The sequence below is a fragment of the Bacillota bacterium genome, from assembly GCA_012518215.1.
Classification (GTDB): domain Bacteria; phylum Bacillota; class Dethiobacteria; order DTU022; family PWGO01; genus JAAYSV01.
On sequence record JAAYSV010000046.1, the window covers coordinates 89,398 to 106,661 of the forward strand.

Annotated in this window: 16 protein-coding genes; 1 reads left to right on the forward strand and 15 read right to left on the reverse strand. The window is 49.9% G+C overall.

Annotated features, from left to right (window positions below):
* Positions 1–176: 176 nt before the first annotated feature.
* The 6 genes from GX364_07475 to GX364_07500 all read right to left on the reverse strand — a co-directional run bounded on the left by GX364_07475 (position 177) and on the right by GX364_07500 (position 4,643).
* Positions 177–881 carry a gamma-glutamyl-gamma-aminobutyrate hydrolase family protein gene (locus GX364_07475; GenBank protein NLI70686.1) on the reverse strand — a complete coding sequence of 235 codons (705 nt, stop codon included), beginning with the start codon at positions 879–881 and terminating at the stop codon, positions 177–179.
* A gap of 43 nt (positions 882–924) precedes the next feature.
* Entirely contained in the window at positions 925–1,275 is a 351-nt protein-coding gene (locus tag GX364_07480) for a type II toxin-antitoxin system PemK/MazF family toxin (protein NLI70687.1), read from the reverse strand.
* 5 nt (positions 1,276–1,280) lie between these two features.
* Entirely contained in the window at positions 1,281–1,538 is a 258-nt protein-coding gene (locus GX364_07485) for a ribbon-helix-helix protein, CopG family (protein ID NLI70688.1), read from the reverse strand.
* A gap of 128 nt (positions 1,539–1,666) precedes the next feature.
* Positions 1,667–2,875 (reverse strand): alanine racemase, encoded by a 1,209-nt coding sequence (locus tag GX364_07490; GenBank protein NLI70689.1) that lies wholly within the window; start codon positions 2,873–2,875, stop codon positions 1,667–1,669.
* 206 nt (positions 2,876–3,081) lie between these two features.
* The gene (locus tag GX364_07495) at positions 3,082–4,470 is read right to left on the reverse strand and encodes a homoserine dehydrogenase (GenBank protein NLI70690.1); all 1,389 of its coding nucleotides are present in this window, start codon (positions 4,468–4,470) and stop codon (positions 3,082–3,084) included.
* The gene (locus tag GX364_07500) at positions 4,470–4,643 is read right to left on the reverse strand and encodes a hypothetical protein (protein NLI70691.1); all 174 of its coding nucleotides are present in this window, start codon (positions 4,641–4,643) and stop codon (positions 4,470–4,472) included. The genes GX364_07495 and GX364_07500 overlap by 1 nt, the downstream gene beginning before the upstream one ends.
* A 299-nt stretch (positions 4,644–4,942) precedes the next feature.
* On the opposite strand from GX364_07500, the gene GX364_07505 reads away from it, so the two are divergent.
* Positions 4,943–6,025 (forward strand): hypothetical protein, encoded by a 1,083-nt coding sequence (locus tag GX364_07505; GenBank protein NLI70692.1) that lies wholly within the window; start codon positions 4,943–4,945, stop codon positions 6,023–6,025.
* Positions 6,026–6,299: 274 nt separating this feature from the next.
* Here the strand turns inward: GX364_07505 and GX364_07510 are convergent, their stop codons facing one another.
* The 9 genes from GX364_07510 to GX364_07550 all read right to left on the reverse strand — a co-directional run bounded on the left by GX364_07510 (position 6,300) and on the right by GX364_07550 (position 17,153).
* Positions 6,300–7,538 carry an acyl-CoA/acyl-ACP dehydrogenase gene (locus GX364_07510; GenBank protein NLI70693.1) on the reverse strand — a complete coding sequence of 413 codons (1,239 nt, stop codon included), beginning with the start codon at positions 7,536–7,538 and terminating at the stop codon, positions 6,300–6,302.
* 32 nt (positions 7,539–7,570) lie between these two features.
* Positions 7,571–9,274, reverse strand: coding sequence for an alpha-glucosidase (locus GX364_07515; protein ID NLI70694.1), 1,704 nt, complete (start codon positions 9,272–9,274; stop codon positions 7,571–7,573).
* A 766-nt stretch (positions 9,275–10,040) separates the two neighbouring features.
* A complete protein-coding gene (locus GX364_07520; protein NLI70695.1) occupies positions 10,041–11,516 on the reverse strand; it encodes a M23 family metallopeptidase in 1,476 nt (491 codons plus the stop codon).
* Between the two features lie 129 nt (positions 11,517–11,645).
* Positions 11,646–12,113, reverse strand: a complete 468-nt coding sequence (locus tag GX364_07525) for a hypothetical protein (GenBank protein NLI70696.1) — start codon at positions 12,111–12,113, stop codon at positions 11,646–11,648.
* Positions 12,114–12,196: 83 nt separating this feature from the next.
* Positions 12,197–13,453, reverse strand: a complete 1,257-nt coding sequence (locus GX364_07530; GenBank protein ID NLI70697.1) for a hypothetical protein — start codon at positions 13,451–13,453, stop codon at positions 12,197–12,199.
* A gap of 46 nt (positions 13,454–13,499) precedes the next feature.
* Positions 13,500–14,207, reverse strand: a complete 708-nt coding sequence (locus GX364_07535) for a P-II family nitrogen regulator (protein NLI70698.1) — start codon at positions 14,205–14,207, stop codon at positions 13,500–13,502.
* The gene (locus tag GX364_07540; protein NLI70699.1) at positions 14,131–14,877 is read right to left on the reverse strand and encodes a DUF1538 domain-containing protein; all 747 of its coding nucleotides are present in this window, start codon (positions 14,875–14,877) and stop codon (positions 14,131–14,133) included. Before GX364_07540 ends, GX364_07535 begins: the two co-directional genes overlap by 77 nt.
* Positions 14,878–14,927: 50 nt before the next feature.
* Positions 14,928–15,617 carry a DUF1538 domain-containing protein gene (locus GX364_07545; GenBank protein ID NLI70700.1) on the reverse strand — a complete coding sequence of 230 codons (690 nt, stop codon included), beginning with the start codon at positions 15,615–15,617 and terminating at the stop codon, positions 14,928–14,930.
* Between the two features lie 150 nt (positions 15,618–15,767).
* The gene (locus GX364_07550) at positions 15,768–17,153 is read right to left on the reverse strand and encodes an ISLre2 family transposase (protein NLI70701.1); all 1,386 of its coding nucleotides are present in this window, start codon (positions 17,151–17,153) and stop codon (positions 15,768–15,770) included.
* Positions 17,154–17,264: the final 111 nt, after the last annotated feature.

A 17,264-nucleotide genomic window follows, 5' to 3' on the forward strand; every position in this document is an offset into this window, starting at 1 on the left:
AAAGAAGAACAGGAAACCATGCAAGAATTGTACTTGCATGGCAATGTAAGGAAGGAAAACCACGGGTGGTCATGGTCAGCCGCCAGGTAAACCTGTGAAAATTGTTGGCAATCAAGAAGGTATTGTTGGCCATGCCCGGAGGTGAAAAAGGGGTTTCACGAAGGACAGAATACGGTTTATTGTTGGAGATCAATACTGGCCACGAAAGAAGCGAAGATTGCCCGCGAGGCATGATCATTCATTGCTTCGGGATGCCATTGCACACCCAGGATGAAGTTGGAATCCGTGCCTTCTATGGCCTCAATGATTCCATCGGCAGACCTGGCTGCCACGATCAGGGCAGCAGGCACATCACGGACGGCCTGATGATGAAAGCTGTTGACTTCCAGAACCGTCCTGCTGACAATTTCATGCAACAGGGTTCCGGCTACCACTTCAACGCGGTGAGAAGGATAACGGCGGGGAGCCCTCTGCATGTGCTGAATGTGCCCTGGGTGCTGATCGTTGACATCCTGAAATATAGTTCCACCGGCGGCAATGTTGATAACCTGCATCCCCCGACAGATACCCAGAAGCGGTACGTGATTGGCCAGGCATTGCCTGGCCAGATAAAGTTCCATCCGATCCCGCGGCGGAAATATTTCACCTTCCCCGGAAAGAGGCTCCTCACCCATGATCAGGGGGCTGACATCGCCGCCACCGGAGAGAACGAAACCATCAAACAATCCCATCAAAAAAGGCCAGAACCTTTCTTCAAGGTGGGGAACCAACAGCGGAACGCCCCCTGCTTCTGCCACCTTTTCGGAGTACGCCTCCTCAAGAAAAATTCGGCCCCTGTTTTCTTCCCAATCACAGGTGATGCCGATAATCTTTCTTCTCAATTTTCCACCACACTCCACTTATCGGCAGAACCCGTTATGTAAGTCAAAAATCGATCAGGCCAAGGCTTATCTTCAAAGCCTCGTTTATATCAATCAAGGCATCCTCATGAAGTTCGGCCACCTTTTTTTGCAGCCGCTGTTTGTCGATGGTGCGTATCTGTTCCAGCAAAATAACCGAGTCTTTTTCAAGATTGGATGCCCGAGCGCTTATCTCCACATGAGTGGGTAGCTTGGCCTTGTCGATCTGCGAGGTAATAGCCGCTACAATGACAGTGGGGCTGTAACGATTCCCGATATCATTTTGAATTACAAGGACCGGCCTGACCCCCCCCTGCTCGGATCCAACCACCGGGCTCAAATCCGCATAAAATATATGGCCTTTTTTTATTTCCATGTTTATTATCTTCTTTCTCCACGTATCATTTCTTCGGCAACCTGTATCGATTCGTTTTCAACCTCCAGGGACTCCCTGGCAAGAGAAAGGTTGATCCCGGCCATTTCAAGGTATCCCTTCTCCATCCTTTCACGGATCTGCTGTTTCTCTCTTTCCCTCAGATATAGCCTCATCGCTTCACGGATAAATTCGCTGCGGGTTCGTTTTTCTCTGGCAACCACTCCATCGACCTCTCGCAACAAATTGTGGGGCAAACTGATCATGATCCTTTTCGTTTCGGTCAAAACAAACACCTCCCAAGAAATGCCTTCACGCTCGAGTTGATCCCTTATATTACAATCGCGGCCCCTGTCAACATCCCTTCATGGATTACTTTTTACCATTCTGCAATTCAATAATCCATATCCGCGGATTTTTTTGTGGGGCCGTCAGCCAGATAATTGCGTCCCAGAAGATTGCGGAAAGATACCACCCGGTCTTCTTCCATGTAGAAGCGGGAAACCCTCTTGTGAACCGCGCACAACAATTCATAGGGGATCGTGTCCAGTTGGGTGGCAACCTCTTCCACGGTCACCTCTTCCTCCCCCTGGCGGCCATAAAGAACCACCTCGTCACCGATCCGGACCCCGTCCACTCCGGTAACGTCGACCATGGCGTAATCCATGCAGACCCTCCCCACAACTGGCACCCGGGTTCCCTTCACCAGAACACGGCCCCGGTTGGAAAGAAGGCGGTTGTACCCGTCGGCATAACCGACCGGAACAGTGGCGATCAACGATTCGCGTTCCGTGACAAAAGTACCGCCATAACTGACAGAAGCCCCCGCCGGCACTTCTTTGAGATAGACAATCTGCGTTTTGAAGGACAGAGCTGGCTGCAAGCTGATGTGATCGGCAATGGCTTTTCCCGGGGGATAGTGTCCGTAGATGGAAAGTCCCAGGCGGACAAGATTGTAATGCGATTCCATTACATTGATTGCCCCGGCACTGTTGGCCGCGTGGATCAACGGTATCTCTATTCCGGATTCCCGACATGAACGTATCGTTTCGTTGAAAAGCTTGATCTGCTGGTAGGTATAGGACAGATCCTCTTCATCGGCCGAAGCCAGGTGGGTAAGCAATCCTTCAACTGTTATTCCAGGATACGACGAGATTTCTTTGATGAATTCCAATGTATCCTGCGGTGCTATACCAACACGCCCCATGCCGGTATCTATCTTGACATGAACAGGTTTCTTGACCCGCTGCTTGACTGCTTCAAGGGAAAGAGCCGCGGCCGTTTCCCGTGAAAAAATGGTCTGGGTAAGGTTGTACTTTATTACCGCCGCCACCTGCTCCGGGGGAGTCGGGCCAATCAGCAGTATCGGGGTTTTTATCCCCGCCAGTCTCAATTCCACTCCCTCCTCAAGGAAAGCTACGGCAAACCAATCCACACCCCCCCTGACCATGGCCCGGGCAACCTCCACCGCCCCATGCCCGTAAGCATCCGCCTTGACCACGGCCATGATCTTCACCCCGGAAGGAAGTATGCGCCGGAATTCCCGGATATTATGAATGATGGCATTGAGATCAATTTCCGTCCATGTTGGACGGAAAGACAACGGGGATATATTCAAAAAGATCACCTGCAATAGTATTTTTTTACGGGCTATGGCTCTCAACTATATACTGTAATATATACAACTGTTAATCAATATTATATTCCACGTTGTCGGAATTATTCCTGCCTGTTACGGGTAGAAGATAATGGCAGGGCAAGCATACAGTCGATCATGGAGAGCGGAGATGGATCGCCAAACCGCCTGGATCAGTCGCCATTTTCCTTGTTGAGAACCCGGAAAACACTGTTGATCTTGCCAATTGGGGGCATACGTCCGATATGGTCCAATGCCCGGAAAAAATCGTCCTCGTGAACATCATGGGTAACCAGAACGATTTCGGCTGTTCCCACTTCACCGCGTTTCTGCAAGATCATGTCGAGGCTCACATTCTCATCCCCGAATGCAGTAGCTATGGATGCGAATACTCCCGGCCTATCCTGGGCCTGCAAGCGCAGATAGAAGCTGGAATAGATTTCTTCTTCAGGTACAATGCGGACATCCTTTGAAGGCGCCGTGTAAATTCCATTGTTTGGCCCGTAGGAAAGGCAGCGTGCAGCATCGATGATATCGGAAACCACGGCGCTTGCCGTGGGCAATGCCCCGGCTCCTTTTCCATAAAACATGAGCTCTCCCGCCGCATCACCTTCCACGAAAAGAGCATTGAATTCATTGTAGACAGAGGCGAGGGGATGTTTCAGGGGCAGAAGGGCGGGAAAAACGCGAAGTGAAAGGCCGTCGTTGACCCGCTCCCCTGTGGCCAGAAGCTTGATGGTATAGCCCCACTGGTGCGCATAGAACAGATCCCGGGCAGTAACATTTTTTATGCCCTGAACATGAACGTCATCGATATTCACGAAACTGCCAAAAGCCAACCCGGAAAGAACTATCAACTTGTAAGCGGCGTCCCGGCCTTCCAGGTCATTGGAAGGATCGGCTTCGGCAAAACCCTTCTCCTGGGCCTCCTTCAAGGCCTGATCCAGTTCCAGGCCGGCAAAACTCATCCGGGTCAGGATATAGTTCGTGGTTCCGTTTATGATCCCCATGACCCTTTCAATACGGTTGGCAGAAAGGCAATGCTTGAGAGGCCTGATAAGGGGTATCCCGCCACCGGCGCTGGCTTCAAAAAAAATTGCCCTGTTATTTTCCCCGGCTGTTGAAAGCAAATCCGCTCCGTGGTGGGCCATAACATCCTTGTTGGCGGTAACCACGTATTTTCCTTGCTTCAAAGCTTCGTCCATATAGCTATGGGCAGGCTCGATCCCCCCGATCAATTCCACAACGATGTCTATCCCGGGATCAGAAAGTATCTCCGCAGCATCACGGGTGAAAATCGAGGAAGGCAAGCCATCCACGGCCCTTGCCTTGGAGGGATCACGAACAAGTATCTTCTTTATATTCAAATTAACCCCATTCTTGGCCCGGATATATGCCCCGTTTTTGTGAAGCAGGGAAACAACCCCTCCCCCGACCGTTCCCATTCCCAGCAGCCCGATTTGAATTTCTCTTTGTTCCACGTACCCTGTCTCCTGTATTTTTTGCTCATTATACCATTTAATTTGTTCCAAAAACAAGGGCGCCTTCCCCGAAAAAGGCATCACGAAGACGGCAGTTCTTCACGACAAACCCTGATCTTCGCCGTGCTGTCCGTACTCCATTCCCCACCGAACGGCCTCCTGTCTCCGGCAAGGGCAAACTTTCCTTCATAATATTCTGCAGTGTCAGCGAGGCGAGGTGGAAAAATCACGGCCAGGGCAAATATGGATAGCATCCAACGCCCTGTTGCCATTACGGAAGTAAATATTGCACCCCGGGTTTCATTTACCGTGTTGCGGGTACGTGCAAAATCAAGGGAAAACGTGAGTAACCGAAGATTCCCGATCCCCTCGTTTCGTCTGCCAATCGAGGCTGTAGCACCCGGCCCGGGGTCGTTATTTTTTTCCTGGTTAACGGTTTTTTTGTTTTTGAATATTAACAAGCACAATTTTACATATATATATTTCAGGACTGGCTTCGAGCAAGGATAGTCTCACCCCGGAATAAAACCCGCCGCCTGCAAGGAGGTCACAGATGCATTTTCATGCAGATCAAAATTTTTCCCCGCTCCGGCCATTGATAGTCATGGAACCGGGGAAAAGTGCTACCCTTTTTTTTCTTGGAAAAAATAAAGAACTGTACTGCAAGCGTTACCACCTTTCCTCCGGGTGGTCCACCGTGCAGAAGCTCTCCGCAGAAGTCAGCATCTACACCGCTTCCCGTGGCATGGGCAACACAATTTTTCTTGTGGCCGCAGACCATCGTGGCAATTTGAAATTGAGGACAAAAACGGGCGCGGCATGGGAAGAAAGCTTTTTTCACCGGGAAAATAAAAATCGCCGGATAAACCAGATTCAACTGGTCGGCGACTACCGTGGCACCATGCACCTTCTCTATTTCCTTTCCTCTGCAAGGGAAGAACAGTGGTGGCTGAAACATCATTATTTCCATGACAATAGATGGAGGGGGCCCGGAATAATCGATTTTGGTGGTGGAGGGAATACCAACCACGGGCATGCCGTCATCGATAAAAACAACGAGTTGCACATCGTTTATAACTTCAGGGAAAGGGGGCGTACCCCCCTCTGTCACCGCACCTTCTCGCTGATAGAGAAACGCTGGTCGAAAGCAACGATCCTGGCAGGGGGACAGAACAATTTCTATCCCTTCCTTGGCGAAGACGCCGACGCCAATTTGCATCTGGCCTGGTGCAGCGGATACCGAAAATGCCATACTCTCAATTATTGCCGCAAGATCGAGGAGAAGCGCCTCCCAGGCCAGAAATGGTTGCCGACGATCGAATTTCCTTTCTCTGCCACCGACAGGATATTTCCTTTCCTGGAGATTGACAGAAGAACACTCAAAATAAACTGGATAACGCAGAATATACTCCGGCAAAGGATATCCTACGACCGCGGCAGTCACTGGGAAAAGATGCCGCGCAATATGCAGAACCGCAAAACCCTGCTGTTAGCACTCATCTCCCCCACGGACTGGAATGGCCTGCCACGTTTGCAGTGGGCGGCTTTCAACAGGGGGTCAAGCGTGGAACATTTCGTGGAGGAGCATCTCCGCTTTCGCAAAAGAAACAACCCCCGTGGAATATTCACAGGTTGATCATCCTGCCGGGGGAAGGAATAAAACGCATCATTTTTTGCCCCCGCAATATGATAATTGTTTATATTGATCGTCCCTTCCAGTAACTACTTTGACAGCAAGGTGAAATCTGAAGCCCGGCAGGCAAGCAGTACAAGAACAGGGAAGGCACACCCCTCCATGGTGCGCCTCCTCGAATTGACATACCTGAACCGCCCCGGAAATAACCGATTTACGGATAAAAGATCTGCCCTTGATTCAATTCACAGCAGATACCGCGGGTTCCAGGCAAAGTTTATTCATAAATTTTCTCTTCCTCCCTGCCGGCCTCTTCAGCATCGTTTTCGATATCACGGGCTGGAGACGGATCGGCCAGAAGTTCACGGTAATACTCATGCTGGATAATCAAATTCATGATCTCGTTGGTTCCCGTCCAGATCATGATCAGACGGGTATCTCGCAACAATTTTTCCAGCGGGTATACATTGGTATAGCCAATACCGCCCATGATCTGCATGGCATCGTTTATTACTTCCCAGGCATAGGTGGTGGACATTTTCTTTGCCTCGGAGACCAACCTCCGGGAACGGCGCGGGTTGTCGCCGCCATCAACCGATCTGGCCGCAGCATAAACCAGGCCGCGTGCTGCATCAAGACGGGAAATACTTTCGGCAACCTTGAAACTTACCCCCTGAAAGTTTTTGATCTCCAGTCCGAAAGCCTTGCGGCGAGTGCTGTAGCGGGCTGCAACCTCCAACGCAGCCCTGCCCATTCCCACGGCTCCCGCGGCGCTGGTCATCCGCTCCGGAATCATCATGCGGTAGAATATCTCCCGGCCCTGATTCTCCTCGCCGACCATATTCCGGGCAGGCACGCGCACGTCGCGGAAAACCAACCTTCCGGTCCCCCCGCCCCGGGTCCCCATCATTCCATATACATGATCCACCCTCACGCCGGCAGCCCGATCCACGATGAACGCACTGATCGATTTGTGCGGAGGACCATCCGGATCCGTGCGTGCGTAAACCAGAAAGTAGTCGGCCCCCTCGGCACCAACCACGAACCTTTTCTGACCGTTGAGAATGTAACCGTCTCCTTCACGGCGAGCGGTCGTGGTCGTGCCAAAAAAGTCAGAACCTCCCCGCGGCTCGGTCAGGGCCTCTGCAGCTGTCAGTTTCCCTTCTATCGTGGGCTTCAAATACTTTTCTTTCAATTCTTCCGTGCCAAAGACAGCAATTGCTTCTCCCACGATACTGACCAGGGAATAGAGACAGGCCAGGGATGTCCCCAGCACGCCCATCTCTTCAAGAACCACGATCTCCGAGGTCCATGGCAGCCCCCTCCCACCGTATTTGCGAGGAAAACGCAAACCCAGCAATTTCCGCGATGCCGCTTTTTCCATGAACTCCCGCGGATAAATGATTTCCTCTCTATCCATACTGATCAACAGATCCCGATCCACATCTTCCCTTACAAATGAGCGAGCTTCATCTCGCAGCTCTTTCTCCTCCGCACTCATCAGGGCGTCCAGCACTCGAATTCCCCCTTTCTAGGAGTAAAACCGTCTTATATTTTTATTATACACCCCTCCAGGGGGCTCAGTTTCAACTCGTTCCCCGTTGTTTTCTCCATGCGCGTCGAATCGGTAGTTATGAGGATGTCAAATTCCCTGTCCTCTTTGGTCAACATGATTTTCTGATTTATATCAGAGAAATTCAGAGCAACGATCAATCTCTCCTGACCGAGCTCTCTCAGGTACATGTAACAGTTGTGGGGCACACCCCTGGTCAGACTCCGATAACTTCCTGTCTGCAATGAAGGCCAATCCTTGCGCAACCAGATCATCTTTTTGTAAAAAGAAAGCATCGAATGCGGATCGTTTTCCTGTACACTTACATTTCGTGTATCCAGTTCGGGGCCGATGGGCAACCAGGGCATAGCGGTGGTAAAGCCACCGCCATATCTGTCTTCCCATTGCATCGGGGTTCTGGCCCCATCGCGTCCCGGGAAAACCGGATACCATTTCAAACCCACCGGATCCCGGAGTTCATGCCTGGAAAGCGTCGCATTCTTCATCCCGATTTCTTCACCGTAATAAAGAAACGGCGTCCCCCTGAACGTCAGCAATGCCAGGGCCATGAGACGGGCACGTTTATCCCCCCGATTGGCTGTGTCGTATTTGCTCAATGCGCGGGCCTGATCATGGTTGTTGAAGGTATAGGCCGGCCACTTGTCGCCTTGCAAGATTTCTTCCCATCGGTCGATGGCCCGGCGGAAAGAATCTGCACGCCAGCGACAGAACATCAGATCGAAATAAAAATTCATGTGCAGTTCATCATTTTCACCATAATAAGAAGCCGTCACCCTCGGGTCTTCATTTTCGATCTCCCCCACGCTGGTCCTCCCCGGATAACTGTCCAGGATACGGCGGAATTCTTTGAGGATGTAATGAGTCTCGGGATGATGCTTGTTGTACCTGTTGATCTGAAACTCCGGCAAGCTCAGAAGGTAAAACAGGTTGTATTCCAGTCGGCGGTCAGTCCAGGACAACTTGTCAGGCACTCTCTCCCTGAAATAAAAAGGGGGATTGTCGCGCAGCAGCACATCCTTGCAATAATGATGGGCCACATCGAGACGGTAGCCATCCGCACCCCTGTCGAGCCAGAAACGTACCACGTCGAAGATCGCTTCCTTCACCTCGGGATTGTACCAGTTCAGGTCGGGCTGTTCTTTCAGGAAAGAATGCAGATAGTACTGTTCAGTATGCTCATCCCATTCCCAAGCCGAGCCAAAGAAATTATTCCTCCAGTTATTGGGGGGCTTGTTGTCAGGACCCCGCCCATCACACCAGATATACCAATCACGCTTGGGGTTATCCCGCGAGGAACTGGACTCCAGAAACCACGGATGTTCGTTTGAAGTATGGTTTACAACAAGATCAAGCATCACCCTGATATTGCGCTTATGACACTCGTCAACCAGCCGGTCAAAATCCTCAAGTGTTCCATAGCGCGGATCGATGTCATAGTAATCGGAGATATCGTAGCCGTAATCGTGGTCCGGACTTCTAAAAAAGGGGCTAAACCAGATGGCATCTATGCCCAGTGAATCGGGCGTGCCGTCGTTGAGATAATCGAGCTTGGAGATAATACCCGGTATGTCGCCGATTCCATCACCGTTACTGTCCATGAAACTTCTTGGGTAAATCTGATAAAATACCGCCTTCTTCCACCAATCTTTGTCGGTGTTGTTGTTCTTCTTTCCTGCCATCAGGCTACACCATCCTTTCAATAACTTTTTTGAATAACTTGATCCCATGTTCATACAGGCCATCTGGCTCTGTTTGTGAAAACGTACATATCATGTATATGATTCAAAATTATTTTTGAATTCTTCCCGGCAACTCTCTGGTTATTTCTATAATCGGGCGACGATTTCCTTTTTTAAATGGGTGTACTTTTTGCACCGTAAAATTCATGCAGTAGTTAATCTTGAGGAGGGGATTCTTCGGGAATTGAAGCTTTCTTTTTGTTGGTATGCGAAAAGATAAAACCCGGGAAATGGCTTCCCCCCCTGAGTAAGTGGTATTAGCAAGGGTCTCCTCGGCCGCCCACGTTTTCTTTTTCTTTTTGTTATATGTTGGCTCGGCGACCGGTCCAGGAAAAAACAGGAACCAGTTTATTCCGGCACCAAGGTGTGTACGAGGAGGGGATTCTTCGGTCGCCCCAAAAGCAGGGCTTCCTCAGAATGACAGGTAATACTCTGTCACATCACGTCGGCAGTCCCGTTTCGCTTCCTCGCCTTCACCGGCTATGGCAACCATTCACTCTATGTCGCTGACGCCAACATATCCGTACGGGGAAAACGGGAACCAGTTTATGCCGATAGTAAGGGGTGCTTGAGGAGGGGATTCTTCGGTCGCGGCAAACTACAGCCGCTCTCTCAGAATGACAGGTTGTACCTTTTCTTTCTCTGGCAGTAGGGTGAGGGGTAGATGAAATCCACCGTCAGGTTGTACAAAAACCACACGACCATGTCAAGGCATTTCCCTTCTGGACATACCTGTAACCTTCGGGTTGGGGGAATTGCAGCTGTTTTCAATGTCGGGGGCAACATGCTTGAGCAATATACAGGGGCAGATAAAATATCTTTCATGGATATATTTGCGGTTCAAGCCCTTGCGTTCATCATCATCGATCCATTTAACATTTTTCAGGATGGCCGGAACCTGCCCGTCATAACTGACATCAAAGTGAAGGTGTACATTCGTGGATCTGCCGCTCGTGCCCATAAAACCTATGATTTCCCCCACCTTGATATTTCCGGTAAGGGCACGTTGATGAAAAGGTTTTCTTCCATCGAGATGAAAATAGCGGTGTCGTAACCCGTTCTTGTCGTCAATCTCCAGATAAAAACCACGGGGTGAACCGTACCCCCCCCGGGCACGAATCTTTCCGGAGGCCGATGCCACGAGGATATCCCCCGGCCTCCCCTTGACCATGGGAGCAATATCCAGGCCCGTATGGAATTCACGGCGCCCACCGCCAAAAGGATCCGGCCGCCAACCAAAGACTGAACTCACTTTTCGTCCGCCTTCCAGGACTGGCCAGGCATGACCGTAGTGGCCGATCATGTCAAAAAAATTGAAACCGTAGGTCAGTTCCTGGGCAATTTCCAGGATCTTTCTCTTATCTTCAGGCGTAACAAAATCCCTGGCTTTGACCCCGGTCGAGACCAGTTCTTCTACCAGCCCGGCGTGCTCGACGATGGCTTTCTTGAAACGACTCCAATCCTCCTCGTAATTGCTGTCCGTGAGTACCGGCCCTCTGATGTGAATCATTTTCGCAACCCTTCCCTCATCGTCGTAGCCTGCAACATGGGAATAATCTTTTTCCGTGTAGCGATAGGTGAAAGTTCCCATATAGGTATCGACTTTCAAGGGAAAGACAACGTTTGTTTCCGTGGTCTTTGCATCGTAATGGCCGAGATTGACCAGGTCTTCCGGGTTTCCGGGAAGGTCATTGCCGATGCCATCTTCCGGCATTTTGCCACCCTTCCCCCTGTATTCTTCTTTCAAGATATACACGGTTTCTACCACTTGATATGGCTCCTCTTCAAGAAGCACGGGCCGGAGAGCATGGGCAAGTTCATGTATATTGAAGTGAGGATACATTGCAGATTCAAAAACATCGAATTCGCGTATGAAGCTATCCCTGTTGAATTTTTCGGTGGTGATGAGCAAAAAATCTATGGCAGCAAGCAACCCCCAATCCAGTTGATGGGCAGCAGCGATACCTGTCAGTCCCTGGTTGGCTTCGGCCGCGGCTTTGCGATACAATTTTTCACGTCCGGCCAACCATTTTTTTTCTTCGGAAAATTTTTCGCTGCCTGCTTCATGGGATTGGAGTGTTATCGGTTCCCACAGTTTCAAGGCCGCCCCCCCATAATAGATCATGATCATGATCAGAAGTATGGAAATGCCCCGGTATATGAAGCGACTCTTTTTTTTCAAGACGATCACCCTTTCCTGATAGAGAATATGAAATCAATTCCCTTTTTAGAAATAAAATATGGGGATCATCCCTGTTCAGTACAGAAAAATAGCGGGGCATGCTTTCAGAAAGTGATTTGTGGGTGAAAATCAGGCTTGATTCCGGGAACTCCCGGCCGCGGGGAAATAAAATTTCAGGTAAGCATAGGCCAGCACCAGACCATAAATACCATCCGTTATTATATCGGAAAGGGCTGTACAGGCACCGATGGGTTTCAGGGCGTTCATATCAAACATAAAAACCATTGCATTCGTAAAAAAACAAACCATATAGGCGAAGGCAATAGCTTTGAAATACAGATATTTGCTGGTAACGCCAACCACCAGGTAAGCAAATATTACTCCTGCCATACCGCAAAAGAGTAGATTACCCCACTGCCCCAGAAGGGCCTCCCCGATGTTTTCAAAACGATGCCCCAGAATAAATACGGATGCCCAGTCGATATATAGCAGTTTGGTTATACCAAGGCCATATGAAATATAGTCCAGGATGCTTGCAACCGCACCGCCGATAATTCCGGCTATGAAACCGGCTGTAAACCTGTCGTCAATCATCATGTTTCCCTCTTTTTCCAAGGGTTAACCGTATGGCGATGGCATTAGTATTACCAATGATTTCGGCAAATATAACCGGTTCGTTATTATTTCGGCGGTTCTAACAGTTCATACAGGTCACGATCATCGGCATGGATGGCGTTAACGGGATTGCACCGGGCAGCATATCCTTCTGCACCGGGCAAAGTAACCATGTATCCGGAATCCCCCGAAGATGGAAAATCGGTGCTGATATACTGCGCTCCGCTGTTGAAAGCGGCCTCGCATCGTTCCGTGTTTCCGGCAATTCCTTCCACAAGGTCGGCATCGGCACGCGTGCGGACAATATAGCCCTGGCGGACATATTCGCGTATCAGTGCCTCATTCTGCCCCATCGGGTCATTCATCTTGATGAATGCGGCCGATGGCTGACCTGGAGGTGAACTGGTGAACATGATCTTGCCCTTCAGCGTCGGGGCACCTTCAAGGTACAGTTCACGGACTTCATCCTCATTGTCGAGGGCGAAGAAAACACGCCCCCTGGCCTCGCCCAATGTGGGCCAGCCTTCGGTGAGCACTGCCTCCTCCAGCGTAAGGTAATCGCCACGGACATCGTCCGGGGAAATGATATGTTCCCGGTCGAATACGGAGAGAATCTCCTCTTCAAGGGCAGCAAGGGCCTCTGCCCCTACAGGTTCGGGCAGGGCAAAAGGAACCTTGAACAGATGCAAGAAAAATTCGGCCACGGCAATAATGGCGCGCAGGGGAAGGCTCAAGCTTTCCACCGGCAATTGCCCCTTTACCTCCATCAGGATCATGATCGGCACATGGTTGCCATTTTCCAGTGACCAGTCCCTGACCGTTTCCAGCGCCTCCTTCAATGTATGGGAATGTGTTCCATAATCAATATGGGGAACATGCAATACCTTGAAACCGGGCCTGTCGAGCGCCGGGATTCCGGCCTGGATATCCTTTCCAACCAGAAGCGCACCGGCCCTGTTGGCATACAGCCCCCCCTCGGGATCGAAATAAACGTCGAGTTCGATCTGCCTGATATTCTGGCATTCAAATTGTTCCGCCAAGGGCAGATGGGTATAATCCCATGCAGCGGCATCTTTGCTAAAAAAACAGATTCTTTTCAACAGGTCCGCTTCGGGAGCTATGTGATAACTGTTATGTGTGCCCACCATCTGGAGCTGGTTCATCCGCAGATAATCATCGATCTGGCCAGGGGGAGGCAAGGAAACCGTCCCCCCTTCCTGAAGCACCAGCCCCGTCGCAGGGGCAGCAATTACCGCTCCGGGGAAAGCCAGAATCAAAGCAACGGCTAGCATGAAAACCAGGAGTCGGGCAAAATTTTTCACCTGCTTCACCTCCACCCCGATTGGGGTCATTTTGATTCCTGTTTTTTTATCCTTGTTTCCCGGCATCCGTTTCCATCAGATGGCTGATGCCGACCACTCTTTCAACCTTGATGACAAAGGCAATTCCTTTACCGGGCCGATTCAACTGAATTTCATCAACAATGGCCTCCAGGACCCGGGAAGTCAACTCATTTTTTATCAGGGTTAACACCAGTTCCTTCTCCGGTTCGATGGTCAGGCCGAACAGTTTTGCCTGCTCATGGATCCCTGTACCGCGCCCGGACAGGATGGTGCCCCCTTCCGCCCCTGAATTTCTGGAAGCCTCGACCACCTTTTCAGAATCGCCTTTATTGACGATGGTCACGATAAGATCATATGAACATTCCTGTTCCATTGTACGCCTGCTACCTCCTTCCATCCCTGTTACCGATCGATGCACAATCCCCGCCGTCCTGGATGCATCGATGACAAAGGCAATCCCCCTGCCCTTCTCGTTCAAGCGCCCGGTCCGACCGATGGCAGACAGAACATCGTCCAGTTTCTGTTCCGCTATCAAGGTGATTATCATCTCTTTTTCCGGTTCAAGAGTAACCCCCAGAAACTCCTCTGTCTCATCTTTTCCCGTACCCAGTCCAAAGACGACCGTACCGCCTTCCGCTCCCGCCTCCCTGGATGCTTTAACTATCCTGGCAGCTTTCCCTTTCCGGACAATCGTAAAGATGATCTTCTTGCTGTTGTTCACTTTTACGCTCATACTCTCTCTCCTTTACAGAATAGAGCAGTCCCAGAACCAACACTGCTAGAATTGAAAACAGGTAAACCATGGCTACCATGCCGAAACCGTCCATCAAGGGAATACGCCCCTCTATGGAGGAAGCCGCCCCGATAGCAATAGCCATGATAAAAGTAACTGTCATCGGCCCCGTTGCCACACCCCCCGAATCAAAGGCAATCGATACAAAAGTTCGTTTTGTATAGTAAATCAGAATAAAAGCAAGCAGAAAACCGGGGATAACAAAATGCCACAGCGAAAAACCATACAATATTCTGGCCATCGATAGAGCTATGGCGGTGGCTACTCCGAAAGAAAGGGTGAAAAGCATCGCCTTCTGGGGGATATAGCCGCCGGATGCTTTCTCCACTTCGTAGTTGAGGATATGGACCCCCGGTTCGGCCAACGTGACTACAAAACCCAACAGGAAACCTATGGGCAACAACACCCAGTTGTAATGCAGATTGCCCAGTTCAATCCCCATCTGTCTTCCGGCCGGCAGGAAACCGATCTGTACCCCATGCAAAAAGATTGAAAGTCCTGCAAAGGAAAGCCCGAAACCGAGCAGGATGCGGCGCAGTTTTTTTCGTGACAATTTCAAGGATAGGAACTGAAAGAAAACAAAGACCAGAACCAGCGGAATCAAAGCCATGGCTACTTCGAAAATTACGTTGGTGAACCCTTCAAAAACCTGAAAGCTTTTCAAAAATAGATCACCCCCAGCAGAAGAACGGCCAGGATGGGTCCGATGGCGGCCAGGGCGACCAGTCCAAATCCATCCACGGAGGTTTTATCGGACAGGACCGCACTTGTACCCACCCCCAGGGCCAGGAGAAAGGGAACGATGAGCGGCCCGGTGATCACTCCGGCTGCGTCGAAAGAAATCGGTGCAAATTGAGGGGGTGCAAGAGCGGAAAGAAAAAAAACCAATCCATACCCCCCGACGAGCAGATAGGCAAGTGGAATTTTCAGGATGATGCGCAACATGCCCAGTCCAACGAACACAGCCACCCCCAGGGCCACGGCAAAAATGAGTACGTTTTTATGGATCACCGCGCCGGAAACCGCATCCACCTGGTAAGCCAGTACCTGCACATTCGGTTCGGCCACGGTGGCTACCAGTCCGAGTACAAACCCGAACAGAACCATCAGCCAGGCCTTGCCTGTTCCGGGCAGGGCTGCACCGATCAATTCACCTATGGGCAGTATCCCCAGCCGCATCCCCGCCAGAAAAAGGATCAGGCCCAGAATGACCATGACCACCCCGGCCAGGAAACGTAAAAAAATATCGATGGGTAATCCGATAAGGGAAAATTGCAAAACTACAATCACAGCGGTGATGGGTATAATGGAATAAAGAACTTCCAGAGCTATTCCTTTGAAATATTTCATGCATACCTCCCCGGTTGAATCTACAGCCACGGACTGCAAAACCTGCAATTGACATAACAATTATATCACAGGGAAAAAGCATTGGCATTTCCCCCACCAATTTTGACGGTGTCAACCTACTTTAGGAAAAAAGAGAGAACCCCGTAATTTTTAACACACTTTTTTATCTATCAAACTTTTAATAGCTTCCCTGGTGAAACTGAAGCCTCCCTGCAGTAACGGCATGTTTCCCCTGCATTCATTGCCATAAATTCTTTTCCTTAATTTTTTCATCTGCTTTTCCGCTTCTTCTTTCAGAACAAGCAACGGCTGCCCTTCAGGACAGGCTTTTAAATAAATATCTTCAATACTTTCTTTGCTGGCTTGCATGGCCCGCATAGAGGCCATCTTTTCCGCGCCTTCAATACTCCAGGACTTGGGCCTGCTGCTCATCCGATCAGATAAAACGTGACTGACATGGCCTTCTGCGCTACAGCTTACATCGGGATTGGTTACCGCCGTTTTGATGCCATTCCAATTGTTTGTTATATACCTGATTGTATGTTCTACACGTTTCCGTCTAGATTCGGTTTTTGCAAGATCTGCTGCTTCACGAAGGTGTTCAACTGCTCCCGGTAGGTCAAGTTCTTTTATATGGTTGTATACCTTCGATCTCATGCCCTTAACATGGCCGGTGGCGCCCAATATGTACTTGGACAGATGATAACGATCCAGGAAAAAGACATTGTCGGGCATAACTTCTGTGCCGGTGCGAATCCAACTGGCCCCATCCCCGGATAAAAATATCTTTTCCAGGTAAAACAGGTCGTAATGGGACGCCAGATAATCACACACCTCAAACCAAAAGTCAGTGACGTCTTTGGTAACACTGGTAAAGTAATATGCGTTTTTCAGAGCAGGCCTTTTTTTAGTGCCGACACGACCCTCATGGACATATATCAAGCGTGCTTGAAGGCCAGGCTTTCTCTTGCACGGGATATGATCTTCATCACATTCTATGTATAGAGTCTTTACCTTCTTCTTTGACTCAGGTTCTTCCGGCTTGTGCGGGGGGAACGATTCAACTGTTTTCGCAACCGTTTGTTTGCTTAGCTTCACCCCTGACTGTTTCTCAAATTGGCACGTGGCTTGTTCATAAGAAATAGATGCAGCATCTTCCATCAGTTCTGCTTTGACCACCGGATCTACCCTCATATGCGGGGTTATCCCTACCCGTTCGTCAGCCAGGTAAACATACTTGCCGGTTGCTTTCTCACGATAGTAGGTCCTTCGGTATTCCATCTCCCCAAACAACGTTACTATCCTGTTCTTCTGGTTCCTGTGCACAACGTGATACCCTCTCCTCTCACCCCTTTCTTCACGTATTTTTTCGTCCAGACCTTCCAAAATTTCTTTCATCAATGAAACTCCCAAATGGTTCAGATCAGACTTTAAACGCTTCTGAACTTCAAAATAACTACAGCCGCCATTAATACTTTCCAAAATTGTTGCCGACAATTGCAGGACTTTCGATTCTACCGCTTGAATTATATCCATCAGAGGAACCTCTCCCTTCGGGGAATATTTGGTAAAGCTGATACTACGAGGTTCCTCTTCCGCTTTTTATAAAAGATTTCCTCCAAAGTCCTAAAGTAAATTTACACCAAC